This window comes from Oerskovia rustica (assembly GCF_014836555.1).
Lineage (GTDB): Bacteria > Actinomycetota > Actinomycetes > Actinomycetales > Cellulomonadaceae > Oerskovia > Oerskovia rustica.
The window spans coordinates 75,602-91,084 of the sequence record NZ_JACSQQ010000001.1 but is presented as its reverse complement, the minus strand read 5'-3'; the positions used below and the strand labels follow the sequence as shown (position 1 = coordinate 91,084).

Sequence of the window (15,483 nt, the reverse complement as noted above, 5' to 3'; positions counted from 1 at the left end):
GCTCACACCGTACCGGTGCGCGCCGCCAGCAGACGTCGGAACGACTCGACACGCGCGGTACGCGCCGCCTTCTCGTCCTCGGGGGAGGCTTCGAGCCAGTCGTCGAGCGCGCAGTCGGGCGCGCCGTCGAGGTGCGTGCAGCCTCGCGGGCAGTCCTCGGCGACCACGTCGAGGTCGTCGAACGCCTTGAGGAGGTTCTCGACGTCGACGTGCGCGAGCCCGAACGACCGCACGCCGGGCGTGTCGATGACCCACCCCGCGGGGTTGCCGTCGGCGTCGGGCAGGCGCAGCGCGACGGCCGACGTCGACGTGTGCCGACCACGGCCCGTGACGTCGTTGACGACGCCCGTCGCCCGGTACGCGTCCGGCACCAGGGCGTTGACGAGCGTCGACTTGCCGACGCCCGAGTGGCCCACGAGGACCGACGTGCGGCCCTCGAGCTCGGCCCGCACGGCCTCGAGCGGCTCGATGCGCCACGCGTCCTCGGCCGCGTCGGAGGCGTTGTGGCCGGGCTCGTCACCGTGGGCGCCGTGCCCGCCGTGACCGCCGTGCCCGGCCCCGGCACCGTCGCCGGTCCCGGTCCCGGCAGGAGAGTCCTCGTCGTGCACCCGCCGCGTCACGACGACCTTGACCCCGATGGGCTCGTAGAGCTCGCGCAGCGGCGTCGCGTCGGCGAGGTCCGCCTTGGTGAGGCACAGCAGGACGTCCATGCCCGCGTCGTACGCGGCCACGACGCAGCGGTCGATCATGCGGGTGCGGGGCTCGGGCTGGGCGAGGGCCGTGACGATCACGAGCTGGTCGGCGTTGGCGACGATGATGCGCTCGTACGGGTCGGTGTCGTCGGCCGTGCGCCGCAGGGTCGAGGTGCGTTCCTGGATGCGGACGATGCGCGCGAGCGTCCCGTCCTCGCCCGTGGTGTCGCCCACGATGTCGACGCGGTCGCCGCACACCACGCGGTTGCGGGTCAGCTCGCGCGCCTTCATCGCGAGGATGGTGCGCTCGGTCGGCCGGTCCTCGTCGAGCAGGAGCGTGTAGCGCCCGCGGTCGACGCCCGTGACGAGCCCGGTCTCGGCGTCCTCGTGCTGGGGACGCTGCTTGGTCCGCGGGCGCGAGTTCTTGTTGCTCGCCCGGTCGCGGAAGTCGGACTCGTCGCGGACGCGCCGCGCCATCAGCTCGCCGATCCCGCGGCGCTCAGCATGCGGTCCCACATGGTGGTGAACCCGGGCAGGGTCTTGGCGGTCGTCTCGACGTCCTCCACGAGGACGCCGGGAACGCGCAGCCCGATCAGGGCGCCCGAGGTCGCCATGCGGTGGTCGTGGTACGTGCGGAACGTGGCGCCGTGCAGCGGGCGCGGGGTGATGACGAGGCCGTCGTGCGTCTGCTCGGCCTGCCCGCCGAGGCGCGTGATCTCGGTCGCGAGCGCGGCCAGGCGGTCGGTCTCGTGGCCGCGCAGGTGCGCGATGCCGCGCAGGCGGCTGGGGGAGTCGGCGATCGCGGCGAGGGCCGCGATGGTCGGGGCGAGCTCGCCGGCCTCGTGGAGGTCGACGTCGATCCCGCGGACCTCGCCCGTCCCGGTCACGGCCATGACGCCGTCGGTCAGCTCGGCGCGGCCGCCCATCGCGGTGAGGAGCTCGGCCATCATGGCGCCCGGCTGGGTCGTCACGGCGGGCCAGCCCGGGACGCGCACCGTGCCGCCCACCACGAGGGCCGCGGCGAGGAACGGCCCGGCGTTCGAGAGGTCGGGCTCGACGTACACGTCGCGCGCGGCGATCGGCCCGGGGGAGACGGTCCAGATCGTGGGGCGCGAGTCGTCGACCTGGACGCCGACCTCGCGCAGGACCTCGACCGTCATGTCGATGTGGGGCACGCTCGGCAGCGTCGGGCCCGTGTGGCGCAGCGTGACGCCCTGCTCGAAGCGCGCGGCGGCGAGCAGCAGGCCCGAGACGAACTGGCTCGACCCCGACGCGTCGACGTCGACGTGCCCGCCGCGCACCGCGCCGCGTCCCGTGATCGTGAACGGCAGGGTGTCCTTGCCCTCGACGGGCACGCCCAGGTCGCGCAGCGCGTCGAGCACGGGGCCCATGGGGCGCACGCGTGCGCCCTCGTCGCCGTCGAACCGCACGGTGCCGTCGGCGAGGGCTGCGACCGCGGGGACGAAGCGCATGACGGTGCCCGCGAGACCGCAGTCGATCTCGGCGGGGCCGCGCAGCGCGCCGGGCGTCACGTGCAGCTCGCTCGGGTCCTCACCCTCGGTGATGCCCACGCCCAGGTCGCGCAGCGCAGCGGCCATGAGGTCGGTGTCGCGGCTGCGCAGCGCGCCGCGCAGCACGCCCGGCCCGTCGGCGAGGGCCGCGAGCACGAGGAGGCGGTTGGTGAGCGACTTGGAGCCTGGGACCGCGACGGTCGCGTCGAGCGGGGCGCCGGCGGTCGCGCCGGTCTGGCTGGGCGCGGGCCACGCCGGCAGCGCGGGGGTGGTCTCGTCGGGGCGGGCGGCAGGAAGGTCGCTGGTCACATGCCCCAGGTTATGGCACGGGGCTTCGGGGGAGGGCTTCGGTCCGGTCCTCGGCCGGGCCCGTCCACGGCCCGACGGCGTCGCTCACCTGCCGTGGTCGGGCCGCGGCGAGCGAACCGTCGGTGGGCCGGAGGCGGTCGTGCGAGGAAGCCGGGGCGGGCCTCCCGGGCCGGCGGTGCCTGTGGTCCTCAGTGCGAGACGGCGCCCTTGACGGTCCCGGCCGCCGAGCTCGCGGCGCGACGTGCTGTGCGGGTCGCGGTGCGGGCGCTCGCCGTCACGGCGTGCGTGGCCTTGTCGGTCGCGGACTCGACCTTGTGCTTGGCCGCGTCGACCTGGTGCTTGGCGTTCTTGGCCAGGTCGAGGTCCTTGCGTGCACGGTCGACGCGCCAGCGGACACCGGGGCGCCCCTCGTAGTCGGCCCCGGCGATGAGTGCCGCACCGATCGCGCCGAGGTTGCCCACGAACTTGCGGGCGCGCACGTCGCGAGGCACGTCGCTCGGGGTGAAGGGCTGGTTGACGACCGCGAGGGGGACGCTCAGGGCCGCGAGCGTGAGGGCGGCGGTCCGGGGCGCCTTGCCGACCGCGAGGAAGAGACCGGCGACCGCGGTCGCCGCGCCGTGAGCCCGGACCAGCGCCGAGACCTGCTTCTCGCTGAGCGGCTCCTCGACGCCGAGCTGCTGACCGACGAGGCTCACGCCCCGTCGGGCTGCGCGCACGTGCTCCGCGGGCTTGAGGGCGGCCTGCACGCCGTCGTAGATGAACCAGGAGGCCAGCATGGGCCTCGCGACGTGACGCAGCAGCATCGGTGGGTCTCCTTCGTCGAACGGGTACCGGTGAGAGCGGCGGACACCGGGACGCCGGTGCCGCCCCCGGTCGACCCAGCCTGTCCCATCGCTGCTCAGCATGCCACCGGGCGTGCACCCTCGGGGCGACGCGCGCCGGGGGAGCGGGGTGATCCAGGAGCGGGCGACGCGCGCGCCCGGGTGAGCGGCGCCGTCGGGCGGGAAGGTCCGGAGGCCGGCACGGGCGCAGGCACGGCGAGGGCGGAGCCGGGACCTGCCCGGCTCCGCCCGTGGGCTCGTCAGGTCAGAGCGCGCCGCCGGCAGCCTCGGGGGCGTCCGCGGACTCTCCGCCGTCTCCGATGGTCTCGCGGGCCACGTAGTTCTCGAGGTCGAACAGGTTCTCGCCGGCGCGGCGGGCGACGGTCAACAGCGTCGTGGCCGACGCGACCTCCTCGACCTGCTCCTTGAGGAACCACAGGAGGAACTGCTCGCCCAGGGCGTCGCCCTCCTCGCGGGCCGCGCGGAAGATGGCCTCGATCTGGTCGGTGACCTGCTTCTCCTGGTCGAGCGCGAGCTGGAGGGGCTCGAGCACCGAGTCGAAGTCGTTGCGCACCGCGCCCGTGCCGGGGATCGAGATCTCCAGGTCACGGTCGAGGTGGTACTGCACGATCATCATGGCGTGGTTGCGCTCCTCGACCGACTGGCGGTAGAAGTGCGCGGCGAGCTGGGGCAGGTCGTGCGAGTCGAACCACACGGCGATCGCGATGTACTGCTGGTGGGCGTCGAGCTCGTGTCCGACCTGCTCACGCAGGAGGGTGCGGAACCGGGAGTCGGGAGTCGTGGTCGTCATGCGGTCACGCTAGCGAGGATCGGGCCCGAGCACACCCGATGGTTGCCTGTCCTCACCGAGCACAGGCTTGCCTCTGCCCGCCCCGGGAGGCGTGCGAACCGCGGGATCCGGCCCCTGCGGGAATGACACGGCGCACCCGACGGTTGTGCTGAGCGTGACATGTGTACTGGAAGCGGAAGCGGCCGTGAGCGCCCCCGCCGCACCGAGCCTCGAGGTCGTGCCGTTCGGCGCGGTCGCACCTTCTGCGCTCTCGGCGGACACCCGACCGGCAGGAGGACTAGGCTCGTTGTCGATGACGGACCAGATCAGCAGCAGCGCAGGCGACCTCTCGGGCGCCGATGACGCCGAGGACACCAACCGGGCTCCCTCCACGGAGGACGACGCGGCCCGTTCGGCGCGCTTCGAGCGCGACGCGCTGGTGTACCTCGACCAGCTCTACTCGGCGGCGCTGCGCCTGACGCGCAACCCGACCGACGCGGAGGACCTGGTCCAGGAGACGTTCACCAAGGCGTTCGCCGCGTTCCACCAGTACCGCCCGGACACCAACCTCAAGGCGTGGCTCTACCGGATCCTCACCAACACGTTCATCAACAACTACCGCAAGAAGCAGCGCGAGCCGCTGCAGTCCGCGGCGGAGGACGTCGAGGACTGGCAGATCCACCGCGCGGCGTCGCACACGTCGCAGGGGTTGCGCTCGGCCGAGGCCGAGGCGTTGGACCGGCTCCCGGACTCCGACGTGAAGAAGGCTCTCCAGGAGCTGCCGGAGGACCGCCGGATGGCCGTGTACTACGCGGACGTCGAGGGCTTCCCGTACAAGGAGATCGCCGAGATCATGGGCACGCCGATCGGGACCGTGATGTCGCGGCTCCACCGCGGTCGGCACCAGCTGCGTGATCTCCTGAGCGACTACGCAAAGGACCGAGGACTGGTGGGGGCCAAGACCCCCGGAGGTGAGTCGTGAGTCAGCAGAACGTGGGCACGGAGGCGCAGGACGAGGTCATCGTGCCGATCCCCCACTCGACCGAGGGCGAGACCGAGTGCGAGCACGCGCTCAAGCACCTGTACGAGTACCTCGACTCGGAGATGACCTCCGACGACGAGGTGCGCATGCGCGCGCACGTCGCGCACTGCTCGCCGTGCCTGGCCGAGCTGAGCGCCGAGGAGCTGGTCAAGCAGCTCGTGCGCCGCTCGTGCCACGAGCAGGCTCCCGTGGAGCTCCGGCTGCGCATCCAGGCGCAGTTCACCGTACTGCGTACGACGACGGTCATCGAGGGCATCTGACGCGCCGCCCGGGGGCGTGACGCCGTCGGGCACCTCTGCGCTTCCGTGTCGGCCGCCTTCTCGGCGAGGCGGCGCGGCCGGGCCGCACCCCCGCGAGGGTGCCGCCGCCGAGAACGTCGAAAGGGCCCGTCCTCACCGAGGTGAGGACGGGCCCTTTCGTCGCACTCGCCCGCAGGGCGCGTGATCGCGGCCCTGGCGGGCTCGTGATCAGGCGTTGGGGCGCTTGCCGTGGTTCGCTGCGCTGCCCTTGCGGCTGCGACGCTTGCGTCCGCGCTTGCTCATGATTGCTCCTCACGCCGGATTCTGTCTGCTCCATGTTCCCACATCTGGGGCTTGTCCTGGTCCAAGACGCGATATATCGTGTGACCAGAAACGCGATACATCGCGTTCACGGGACCGGGCGGGACACCGCAGGAACGCGAGGAGAGACATGGCGACCGAGAACTGGACCGTGACCGGTCCGCAGACGATCGACGTCGGGCCCGTGGCCCGCCTCGACGCGAACCTGCTCAACGGACGCATCGACGTCGTGGTGCACGACGAGCCCGGCGTCCGCGTCGAGGTCCACTCGATCGAGGGCCGTCCGCTCGAGGTCCGCCTCGACGGCGACCGGCTCACGGTCGGGTACTCGCCCACGGGCGGCTGGCAGGGCTTCCTCGACTCGTTCCGCAACTACCGTGGCAAGGACCGCGCCGACGTCTACGTCGGCGTGCCCGCGCACGTCCGGGTCAAGCTCGCGACCGTGCGCGGCGACGGCCTCGTCGCCGGGACCCAGGCGAAGGTCTCCGTCGCCACCGTGGGTGGCTCGGTCATGACGACGCAGACGACCGGCGCGGTCCGCGTCGACACGGTCTCGGGCGAGGTCACGGTCCGCGACCACGTGGGCACCCTCGTCATGGACTCCGTGTCGGGCGACCTCACGGCCTCGGGCGCGCTGACCGACGTCAAGCTCAACACCGTCTCCGGGAACGTCACGCTCGACTCGGGCGCGACGCCCGACGTGATGAACGTCAACGCCGTCTCGGCCGACGTCCTGGTGCGCGTGCCCGAGCCCGACGCCCTCGACTACACCCTGCGCTGCGTGAGCGGTCGCCTCGTGGTCGACGGCGTCGAGCACCGCGGCACGCCCGGTGGCTCCTACCGCCAGGCGGGTCCGTCCGGGACCCCGGGCAAGAAGCTCCAGGTCAACTCCGTCTCGGGCAACGTCACGGTGCTGCGGGGGGAGCCCGCCGACGCCGTCGCGTGGGACGCACCCGGCGGTGTCGCGGACAGCGCCCCGGCCTGGTCGTTCGACGACGCCGCGACCGACGCGTACCCGGGGTACGGCGCCCCCTGGGGCACCGCGGACAGCCGCGCGACGTGGACAGGCACGCCCGGCGGCGGACCCGCGGACGGACCGGCGGACCGCTGATGGCCTCCGTCTTCGCCCACGGGGAGCTCCGGCTCTACCTCCTCGCGCTGCTCGAGTCCGGGCCCAAGCACGGCTACGAGCTCATGACCGAGCTCAGCGACCGCTTCGGCGGCACCTACCGCCCCAGCGCCGGCACCATCTACCCGCGCCTCGCCCGGCTCGAGGGGGAGGGGCTCGTGCGGCGCAGCGACAGCGCCCGCAAGTCGACGTACGAGCTCACGCCCGCCGGCCGGGCCGAGGTCGCGGCGCGCCGGGCCGACGTCGCGGCGCTCGAGGACGGGATCGCCCAGACCGTGCGCACCCGGGCGCACGCCCTGCGGGCCGACATCCAGGGCTCGATGCAGGGCCTGCGCGCCGAGCTCGCGGCCGCGGCCCAGGAGGCACGCGTCCGTCCGCGGCCGGCCGCCACCCCCGACCCTCGCCGTGGCGAGTCCTACGCCCGCCGCGTCGAGGCCGAGGCCAGGGTGCAACGGTTCCGCGACGACGGGCGCGCCGACCTCCGGCGCGCCGACGCGAGCAGCGCGGTCACCGAGCTGACGCTCGAGACGCTGCGCACGGTCCTGGACTCCGCCCGGCGGGCGGTCCGGGGGACGCTGCCGTGACCGGCGGCCCCGAGGCGGCGGACCCGCACGACCCGCACGACCCGAACCAGCACGACGACCGGCACGACACGCAGACGACGAAGGAGAACGACATGGGAACCGAGTCCTGGGTCATCGCAGCACCGCAGCAGATCGAGGTCGCCGACGTGGCGTCGCTCGTCGTGGGCCTCACGAACGGGGCAGTCGAGGTCGTGAGCGACCCGAGCCGGGAGTCCGGCGCGACCGTCGACGTGACCGACGTGAGCCCCCGGCCCCTGCGGGTCACGACGCACGCGGGCGAGCTGAAGATCGCCTACGACTTCGACGGCGTCGAGGGGGCCGTGGACCGGCTGCGCGGCCTCAAGGACAAGGACACCGCCACCGTCCGGGTCGTGCTCCCGGCCCACCTGCCCGTCAAGATCGCGACCGCCCGCGCCGCGGCGACCGTCAGCGGCACCCGCGCGCCCGTGTCCGTGACCACGGCCGACGGGTCGGTCACCGTGACCGACACCGTGGGCCCCCTCTCGGTCAAGACCGTCGCGGGACGCGTCGCGGTCGCGACGCACGAGGGTGACGTCAAGGTCAGCACGGCCTCGGGCCGCGTCGAGGCCGAGGGCGCGCTCGGACGGGTCACGATCAGCACGGTCACGGGAGACGTGGTCGTGGAGGCCCGCGAGACGACCCCCCTCGTGACCGCCAAGACCGTCTCGGGCGACGTCACCCTGCGCCTGAGCGAGGGTGCGGGGGTCAACCTCAAGGCGCGCGCGGTCACGGGCAAGGTCGTGCTCGACGGCGCCCCCGTCCCCAGCGCGCAGTCCCGCACCACGTCCGTGGACCACTCGGAGGGCACGAGCGGCGCGTACGTGTCGGTCAGCACGGTCTCGGGCAACCTCACGATCTCGCGAGGCTGAGACCCAGGGCGGTCTGCGCCCCGAGACGACGACAGCGGCCTGCGGTCACCCCTGGACGGGGTGGCCGCAGGCCGCTGTCGTCGCACTCGCAGCCCGGGTGTGGTCACCGTCGGCGGGTGAGCCGGTCACCCTCGGCGCGCACGAGCGTCACCGTCGGCGGGCCGGGCACCTTGGCTACGCGACGTCGTCGGGCAGGCCGAGCCACGCGTGCCAGCCCGTGTGCAGGACGAGCCACGCCATGAGCCCGTAGCCCGCCTGCCCCGGGTACCCGCCGCCGCTCGTCGCGAGGTCCGCGAGCCACTGCTCGTGCGTGACCAGGGGCGTGAACGTGTCCACGTACGGCACGCGGCGCCGGTTGGCCACGTCCGCGAAAGCCGCGGAGAGCTCGGCGACCCGGTCGTTGTCCTCGGGTCGGCCGGGCGGCGGCCCGACGACGAACGTGGGCAGACGACGGTGCTCGGCCACGTCCAGGACGTTCGCCAGGTTGAGCCGCGACCGCGCCACCGACAGGCCCGCGTCGAGGTCGTGACGACCCAGGGCGAGGACGAGCCGGTTGTCGGCCTCGGGGTCGTGGTCGAAGCGCCTGCTCGTCTCGGCGTCCCAGCGCTGGCTCATCGCCGTCGTCGTCTCGCCCGGGATCGCGAGAGGGAAGACCATCGCCGTCCCCGGGAAACGGGTGCGCGCGACCACGCGCCCGGCCCAACCGAGGCCCTTGGCGTCGCCGACACCCGCGCTCAGCTCGTCGCCGACCACGCAGATCCGTACTTCAGGTTCTCCCACGGTGATGTGCTCCTCGTTCGCTCGCGCACCATTGTCCGTCACGACAAGGCTCCCGTGCGGGATGTCCGGCCGGTCGGGCGCCACCCGGACCGGGAATCGTCGACCTCCCCTCGCGCGGGGAGGCCCAGGGGGAGAGAGGCGCCCCGACGCCGGGCCGGACAGGACGTGACCGGCGCCACGCCCCGTCAGAGGAGCGTCGCACCCCACACGGCGTCGTGCGAGGCACCCGGAGCGAGGCGCACGAGGCGCTCGCCCGTCCGGAACGCGTCAGCGACGCAGCTCATGGGCTCGGCCGCGACCCCCGTGCGCCGGTAGCCGGCCGCCGAGACGTGGTCGCCCGTGCACACCTGCCACGTGTCCATCGAGGAGTCCATCCAGACCGCGGCCGTGCGGCCGTCGGGAGCTGCCAGACGCATCCAGGACAGCCCGTCCTCGTCCCGCAGGACGTCGACGTACGCGTCGTCGAGGTCGATGCCCGCGAGCAGGCGGGGCTCGCGCAGGTCGAGGTCGCCCGCAGCGGACTCGGTGCCCGTGGGCAGCAGCCGCTCGTCCGTCGTGACACGGGTGCGCGCGTCGAGGCGCAGCGTGCACTCGTCGACCGTCGCGGTGCCCGGCGACAGCCACGGGTGGAACCCGACGCCGTAGGGGGCGTCGGACGTGCCCACGTTCGTCGTGCGGGCCGTGACGCGCAGCCCTGCGTCGCTCAGTGCGTACGTGACGCGCGCGACGAGGTCGAACGGGTAGCCGGGCGTCGGGACGAGGTGCAGCTCGAAGGTCACGGCCGAGGTCGACTGCTCGACGACGTCCCAGCGTTCCCAGCACACCAGACCGTGGATGGCCGTGCTCCTCGGCACCTCGGTGATCGGGAGCTGGTGATCCACACCGTCGAACGTGTACCGCCCGTCGCGCAGCCGGTTGGGCCAGGGGAGCAGCACCGCGCCGTGCGACGCGGGAGCGATCTCGTCCTCGGCGAAGGGCGTGAAGACGTCGCGCCCCCCGACGGAGTACTCACGGACGGTCGCACCGACCGCCGTGAGCGTGGCACGGTGGTCCCCGTGCTCGATGCGGATCTGGACGCCTGACGGTGCATGGATGTTCACGTGCACACGCTACTGGGTGCGGAACTCCCCACGAACAGGGACAGTAGAACCCGGTCGTGCCGCCCTCCCGGGCGCACGGCCCAGCGACGCACCGTCCCCGGCACTGCCGGGGACGGGAGCACCACCCGCAGGACGAGGAGGAACACATGGAACGACGAGTGCTCGGACGCACCGGACGACTGGTCTCGGTCGTCGGGCTCGGCACCTGGCAGCTCGGGGCGGACTGGGGTGAGGTCAGCGAGGCCGACGCCCGCGCCGTGCTCGACGCCTCCGCCGAGTCCGGCGTGACCTTCTTCGACACCGCCGACGTCTACGGCGACGGTCGCAGCGAGGAGATCATCGGGTCCTACCTCGCGGACAACCCTGGCGCGGGCATCACGGTCGCGACCAAGATGGGCCGACGAGCCCCGCAGGAGCCCGCGAGCTACACGCTCGCGAACTTCCGCGAGTGGACGGACCGGTCGCGCCGCAACCTGCGCACCGAGCGCCTCGACCTCGTCCAGCTCCACTGCCCGCCGTCCTCGGTCGTCGACGACGACCAGGTGTACGACGCGCTCGACACGCTCGTGGCCGAGGGGTCGGTCGCGGCCTACGGCGTGAGCGTCGAGACCGTCGACGAGGCGCTCGCGGCCATCGCGCGCCCCGGCGTCGCGACCGTCCAGATCATCCTCAACGCGTTCCGGCTCAAGCCCCTCGACGAGGTGCTGCCCGCGGCCTCCGACGCGGGCGTCGGGATCATCGCTCGCGTCCCCCTGGCCTCGGGCCTGCTGTCCGGGAAGTACACGCGCGAGACGACCTTCGCCGAGAACGACCACCGGAGCTTCAACCGCGACGGTTCCGCGTTCGACGTCGGCGAGACCTTCTCCGGGGTCGACTTCGCCACCGGTCTCACGGCTGCGGGGGAGTTCACCGCGCTCGTGCACGACGTGCTCGGACCCGACGTGTCCCCGGCCCAGGCCGCGATCGCCTGGATCTGGCAGCAGCCCGGTGTCTCGACCGTGATCCCCGGTGCCCGCAACGTCGAGCAGGCCCGCGCCAACGCCGAGGCCGGTTCGGCGGAGGTGCTCGGACCGCTGTTCGCGTCGGGGGTCCGTGAGATCTACGACCGGTACCTGCGCGAGCAGGTCCACGGCCGCTGGTAGGCGACCCAGCCGGCCTGTACGACGCATGACGAAGGCCTCCTCCCCGGACGGGGGAGGCGGCCTTCGTCATGGCCCTCAGGGGGTCAGCGCGCGAGTCCTGCTCAGCGGGCGAACGCCTGCTCGAGGAGGACGGCCTGCTGGGCCTGGTGCTTCTTGGCCGTGCCGGCAGCGGTCGAGGCCGACGCCGGGCGCGAGACGACCCGGACACGAGGCAGGTCCTCGGGCAGGTTCACGTGGACGAACGACCACGCGCCCTGGTTCTCCGGCTCGTCCTGGACCCAGACGACCTCGGCGCCCGCGTACTTCGCGACCTCCCGACGGATGCCTTCCACGTCGAGCGGGTAGAGCTGCTCGAGGCGGACGATCGCCGTCCGGTCGTCCCCACGCTTGGCGCGCTCGGCGACCAGGTCGTAGTAGACGCGCCCCGTGCAGAGCAGGACGCGGTCGACCGACGACGGGTTCGCCGTCGTGTCCCCGAGCACCGGCTGGAAGGTCCCGGTCGTGAAGTCCTCGACCCCGGACGCGGCCGCCTTGAGACGCAGCAGCTGCTTGGGCGTGAACACCACGAGCGGGCGGCGCGGGCGGGCGTACGCCTGCTGACGCAGCAGGTGGAAGTACGACGCCGGCGTGGACGGCTGCGCGACCGTGAGGTTGTTCTCCGCGCAGAGCTGGAGGAACCGCTCGATGCGGGCCGACGAGTGGTCCGGCCCCTGGCCCTCGTAGCCGTGCGGCAGGAGCATGACGACCGAGGAGTTCTGGCCCCACTTCTGCTCGGCGGACGAGATGAACTCGTCGATGACGGTCTGCGCGCCGTTGACGAAGTCGCCGAACTGCGCCTCCCACAGCACCAGGGCGTCAGGACGCTCGACCGAGTAGCCGTACTCGAACCCGAGGGCCGCGTACTCGCTCAGCGAGGAGTCGTAGACCCAGAACTTCGCCTGGTCCGCGGAGAGGTACAGCAGCGGGGTCCACTCGGCGCCGGTCTCGCGGTCGTGCAGGACCGCGTGGCGCTGGACGAACGTGCCGCGGCGCGAGTCCTGGCCGGCGAGGCGCACGGGCGTGCCCTCCACGAGCAGCGACCCGAACGCGATCAGCTCGCCGTAGCCCCAGTCGATGCCGCCGTTGGCGGACATCTGGTTGCGCTTCTCGAGGAGCTGCGCCAGCTTGGGGTGGACCGTGAAGCCCTCGGGCGGCGAGACGTGCACCTGACCCACGCGCTCGATGATCGACTGGTCGATCGCGGTCTTCCACCCGACCATCGTGCCGGCGTCCTCGCGCTGGGACTCGGGGCGCTCCAGGCCCGCGACGGGCTCGGTGGCGGGCGACGGCGTGAAGCCGCCTTCCTTGGTCTCGGTGAAGACGCGCTCGAGCTGGGCCTGGTAGTCCTGCAGGACGTGCTCGGCCTCCTCGAGCGTGATGTCGCCGCGTGCGACGAGGTTCTCGGTGTAGAGCTTGCGCACCGAGCGCTTGGCCTCGATCAGGTTGTACATGAGCGGCTGCGTCATCGAGGGGTCGTCGCCCTCGTTGTGGCCGCGGCGGCGGTAGCAGATCATGTCGATGATGACGTCACGGTCGAACTGCTCGCGGAACGCGAAGGCGAGCTCGGCGACGCGCACGCACGCCTCGGGGTCGTCACCGTTCACGTGGAAGATCGGGACCTGGTAGCCCTTGGCGACGTCGGTCGAGTAGAGCGTCGAGCGCGACGAGGACGGGCCCGTGGTGAAGCCGACCTGGTTGTTGATGATGACGTGGATCGTGCCGCCCGTGCGGTACCCGCGCAGCTGCGCGAGGTTCAGGACCTCGGGCACCACGCCCTGGCCCGCGAAGGCCGCGTCGCCGTGGATGAGGATCGGCAGGACGGAGAACCCGTCGCCGCCCAGGTCGATGCGGTCCTGCTTGGCGCGCACGATGCCCTCGAGCACCGGGTCGACCGCCTCGAGGTGCGAGGGGTTGGCCGCGAGGTAGACGCGCGTCTGCGCACCCGACTCGGCCGAGAACGTGCCCTCGGTGCCGAGGTGGTACTTGACGTCTCCCGAGCCCTGGACGCTCTTGGGGTCCTGGTTGCCCTCGAACTCGGCGAAGATCTGCGCGTAGCTCTTGCCGGCGATGTTCGCGAGGACGTTGAGGCGGCCGCGGTGGGCCATGCCGATGCAGACCTCGTCGAGGCCGCCGTCGGCCGCCTTGGACAGGACGGCGTCGAGCAGCGGGATGACGGACTCGCCACCCTCGAGCGAGAAGCGCTTCTGGCCGACGAACTTGGTCTGCAGGAAGGTCTCGAACGCCTCTGCGGAGTTCAGGCGGCGCAGGATGCGCAGCTGGTCCTCGCGCGGGGTGCGGGCGTACCCGGACTCGAGGCGCTCCTGGAGCCAGCGACGCTGGGCGCGGTCCGCGAGGTGCATGTACTCGATGCCGATCGAGCGGCAGTACGAGTCGCGCAGCAGGCCGAGGATGTCGCGCAGCGTCGACTTGGTCTTGCCGCCGAACCCGCCCGTGGGGAAGGTGCGGTCCAGGTCCCACAGCGTGAGGTCGTGGGTCTGGACGTCCAGGTCGGGGTGCTTGCGCTGGCGGTAGGCGAGCGGGTCCGTGTCGGCCATCAGGTGGCCGCGCGAGCGGAACGAGTGGATGAGCTCGGCGATCTTGGCGGGCTTGGCCGCCTCGATCTCGGCGTCCGTCGTGTTGTCGCGGGTCCAGCGGACCGGCTCGTAGGGGATGCGCAGCGCGGCGAAGACGCGGTCGTAGAACCCGTCCTCACCGATCAGCTTGGTCCCGAGGATGCGCAGGAACTCGCCGGACTGGGCGCCCTGGATGATGCGGTGGTCGTAGGTCGACGTGATCGTCAGGACCTTCGAGACGCCGAGGCGCGCGAGCTGCTCGACCGAGGCACCCGCGAACTCCGCGGGGTAGTCCATGGCGCCGACGCCGATGATCGTGCCCTGGCCCTGCATGAGGCGCGGGACCGAGTGCACGGTGCCGATGCCGCCCGGGTTGGTGAGCGAGATCGTCGTGCCGGCGAAGTCGTCGACCGTGAGCTTGTTGCCGCGGGCCCGGCGGACCAGGTCCTCGTAGGCCGCCCAGAACTGGGCGAAGTCCATCTGCTCGGCCTTCTTGACGCTCGGCACGAGGAGCTGGCGGGTGCCGTCCGGCTTGGCGAGGTCGATCGCGAGCCCGAAGTTGACGTGCGCCGGGTTGTTCACCGCGGGCTTGCCGTCGAGCTGCGTGTAGCTCGCGTTCATGGCCGGCATCTCGCCGAGGGCCTCGACGAGCGCGTACCCGATGAGGTGCGTGAACGAGATCTTGCCGCCGCGCCCGCGGGCGAGGTGGTTGTTGATCACGATGCGGTTGTCGACCATGAGCTTGGCCGGCACGGCGCGCACGGAGGTCGCCGTGGGGACCTCGAGGCTCGCCTCCATGTTCACGACGACGCGCGCGGCGGGGCCGCGCAGCTTCTGCACGTCGTCCGCGGCGTCGGGCGTGTCGGACTTCGACTTCGCGGCGGCGACCGCGGCGTACGGGGCCGTCGCCGGCTGCGCGGTCGCGACCGGACGGTTGGCCTTCACGGCCGCGATCGCGGCGTTGACGGTCGGGTCGGCGGGGACCACGGGGGACTTGGGGCGCTGCGCGGACTCACCGGCGGCAGAGCCGTCGGTCGCCGGTACGGCGCTCGTGGCGTGGGCCGGCGGCGTTGCCGGTGCGTTCGCCGGGATCTGGACCGCGGGGGCCGGGGTCGCGACGGCGGGCGTCGCAGTCCCTGCGGCAGGGGCGGAGGGAGCGGCGGTGGCGCTGCTCCCGTTCACCTCGCTCGCCTTGTCCCCGGGACGGTAGTCCGCGAAGAACTCCCACCACGCGGGGTCCACCGCGTTCTTGTCCTTGAGGTATTGCTCGTAGAGCTCGTCGACGAGCCATTCGTTGGCGCCGAACACAGAACTTGCTGCGCTGATCGACTCTGACTCAGCCTTCGGGGACACGCGAGGATCGCCCACTTTCACCACTGATCGTCACTGGATATCGGGTACCTAGTCCGGAACCGGACCCGTCAAGCCTAGGCCCTCCGGTCCGCTCGCCCGAGCCTCGTCCGGCGGAAATGTGCAGGGTGTCGGCCGGTTCTTCACGGGACGTCTGCCAGAGGCAAACAG

The 15,483-nt window shown here is 72.5% G+C and carries 14 protein-coding genes; 6 read left to right on the top strand and 8 right to left on the bottom strand.

Going from position 1 to position 15,483, the window contains the following annotated elements; genetic code table 11:
• Window positions 1–2: 2 nt before the first annotated feature.
• From rsgA to H9652_RS00360, 4 genes are all read right to left on the bottom strand, one after another.
• Entirely contained in the window at window positions 3–1,169 is a 1,167-nt protein-coding gene (gene rsgA / locus H9652_RS00375) for a ribosome small subunit-dependent GTPase A (RefSeq protein WP_191794136.1), read from the bottom strand.
• A complete protein-coding gene (aroA, locus tag H9652_RS00370; RefSeq protein WP_404821978.1) occupies window positions 1,169–2,512 on the bottom strand; it encodes a 3-phosphoshikimate 1-carboxyvinyltransferase in 1,344 nt (447 codons plus the stop codon). The genes rsgA and aroA overlap by 1 nt, the downstream gene beginning before the upstream one ends.
• Window positions 2,513–2,700: 188 nt before the next feature.
• Window positions 2,701–3,315: a DoxX family membrane protein gene (locus H9652_RS00365; RefSeq protein ID WP_191794135.1), complete on the bottom strand. Its 615-nt coding sequence runs from the start codon at window positions 3,313–3,315 to the stop codon at window positions 2,701–2,703.
• Between the two features lie 283 nt (window positions 3,316–3,598).
• Entirely contained in the window at window positions 3,599–4,144 is a 546-nt protein-coding gene (locus H9652_RS00360) for a ferritin (RefSeq protein ID WP_030149991.1), read from the bottom strand.
• Between the two features lie 184 nt (window positions 4,145–4,328).
• Here H9652_RS00360 and H9652_RS00355 point away from each other — a divergent pair, with 184 nt between their 5' ends.
• Together H9652_RS00355 and rsrA are read left to right on the top strand one after the other, a co-directional pair.
• Window positions 4,329–5,105 (top strand): sigma-70 family RNA polymerase sigma factor, encoded by a 777-nt coding sequence (locus tag H9652_RS00355; RefSeq protein WP_305778416.1) that lies wholly within the window; start codon window positions 4,329–4,331, stop codon window positions 5,103–5,105.
• A complete protein-coding gene (gene rsrA, locus H9652_RS00350) occupies window positions 5,102–5,425 on the top strand; it encodes a mycothiol system anti-sigma-R factor (protein ID WP_138823479.1) in 324 nt (107 codons plus the stop codon). The genes H9652_RS00355 and rsrA overlap by 4 nt, the downstream gene beginning before the upstream one ends.
• A 207-nt stretch (window positions 5,426–5,632) precedes the next feature.
• On the opposite strand, the gene H9652_RS20420 is transcribed toward rsrA, so the two are convergent.
• Window positions 5,633–5,707, bottom strand: coding sequence for a 50S ribosomal protein bL37 (locus H9652_RS20420; RefSeq protein WP_156968370.1), 75 nt, complete (start codon window positions 5,705–5,707; stop codon window positions 5,633–5,635).
• A 148-nt stretch (window positions 5,708–5,855) separates the two neighbouring features.
• On the opposite strand from H9652_RS20420, the gene H9652_RS00345 reads away from it, so the two are divergent.
• Genes H9652_RS00345 through H9652_RS00335 form a run of 3 tightly spaced genes read left to right on the top strand, consistent with a single transcriptional unit; the run spans window position 5,856 to window position 8,328 of the window.
• Complete coding sequence (locus tag H9652_RS00345; protein ID WP_191794134.1) at window positions 5,856–6,836, top strand: DUF4097 family beta strand repeat-containing protein; 981 nt, start codon at window positions 5,856–5,858, stop codon at window positions 6,834–6,836.
• Window positions 6,836–7,438 (top strand): PadR family transcriptional regulator, encoded by a 603-nt coding sequence (locus H9652_RS00340; RefSeq protein WP_191794133.1) that lies wholly within the window; start codon window positions 6,836–6,838, stop codon window positions 7,436–7,438. Before H9652_RS00345 ends, H9652_RS00340 begins: the two co-directional genes overlap by 1 nt.
• On the top strand, window positions 7,435–8,328 hold the full coding sequence (locus H9652_RS00335) for a DUF4097 family beta strand repeat-containing protein (protein ID WP_191794132.1): 894 nt from the start codon (window positions 7,435–7,437) through the stop codon (window positions 8,326–8,328). The genes H9652_RS00340 and H9652_RS00335 overlap by 4 nt, the downstream gene beginning before the upstream one ends.
• Window positions 8,329–8,502: 174 nt before the next feature.
• Here the strand turns inward: H9652_RS00335 and H9652_RS00330 are convergent, their stop codons facing one another.
• Window positions 8,503–9,108 (bottom strand): GDSL-type esterase/lipase family protein, encoded by a 606-nt coding sequence (locus tag H9652_RS00330; protein ID WP_191794131.1) that lies wholly within the window; start codon window positions 9,106–9,108, stop codon window positions 8,503–8,505.
• Window positions 9,109–9,293: 185 nt separating this feature from the next.
• Entirely contained in the window at window positions 9,294–10,208 is a 915-nt protein-coding gene (locus H9652_RS00325) for an aldose 1-epimerase family protein (protein ID WP_191794130.1), read from the bottom strand.
• A 146-nt stretch (window positions 10,209–10,354) separates the two neighbouring features.
• Here H9652_RS00325 and H9652_RS00320 point away from each other — a divergent pair, with 146 nt between their 5' ends.
• Window positions 10,355–11,350, top strand: a complete 996-nt coding sequence (locus H9652_RS00320) for an aldo/keto reductase (protein WP_191794129.1) — start codon at window positions 10,355–10,357, stop codon at window positions 11,348–11,350.
• A gap of 101 nt (window positions 11,351–11,451) precedes the next feature.
• Here H9652_RS00320 and H9652_RS00315 read toward each other — a convergent pair whose 3' ends face one another.
• Complete coding sequence (locus H9652_RS00315; RefSeq protein ID WP_191794128.1) at window positions 11,452–15,315, bottom strand: multifunctional oxoglutarate decarboxylase/oxoglutarate dehydrogenase thiamine pyrophosphate-binding subunit/dihydrolipoyllysine-residue succinyltransferase subunit; 3,864 nt, start codon at window positions 15,313–15,315, stop codon at window positions 11,452–11,454.
• Between the last annotated feature and the right edge of the window lie 168 nt (window positions 15,316–15,483).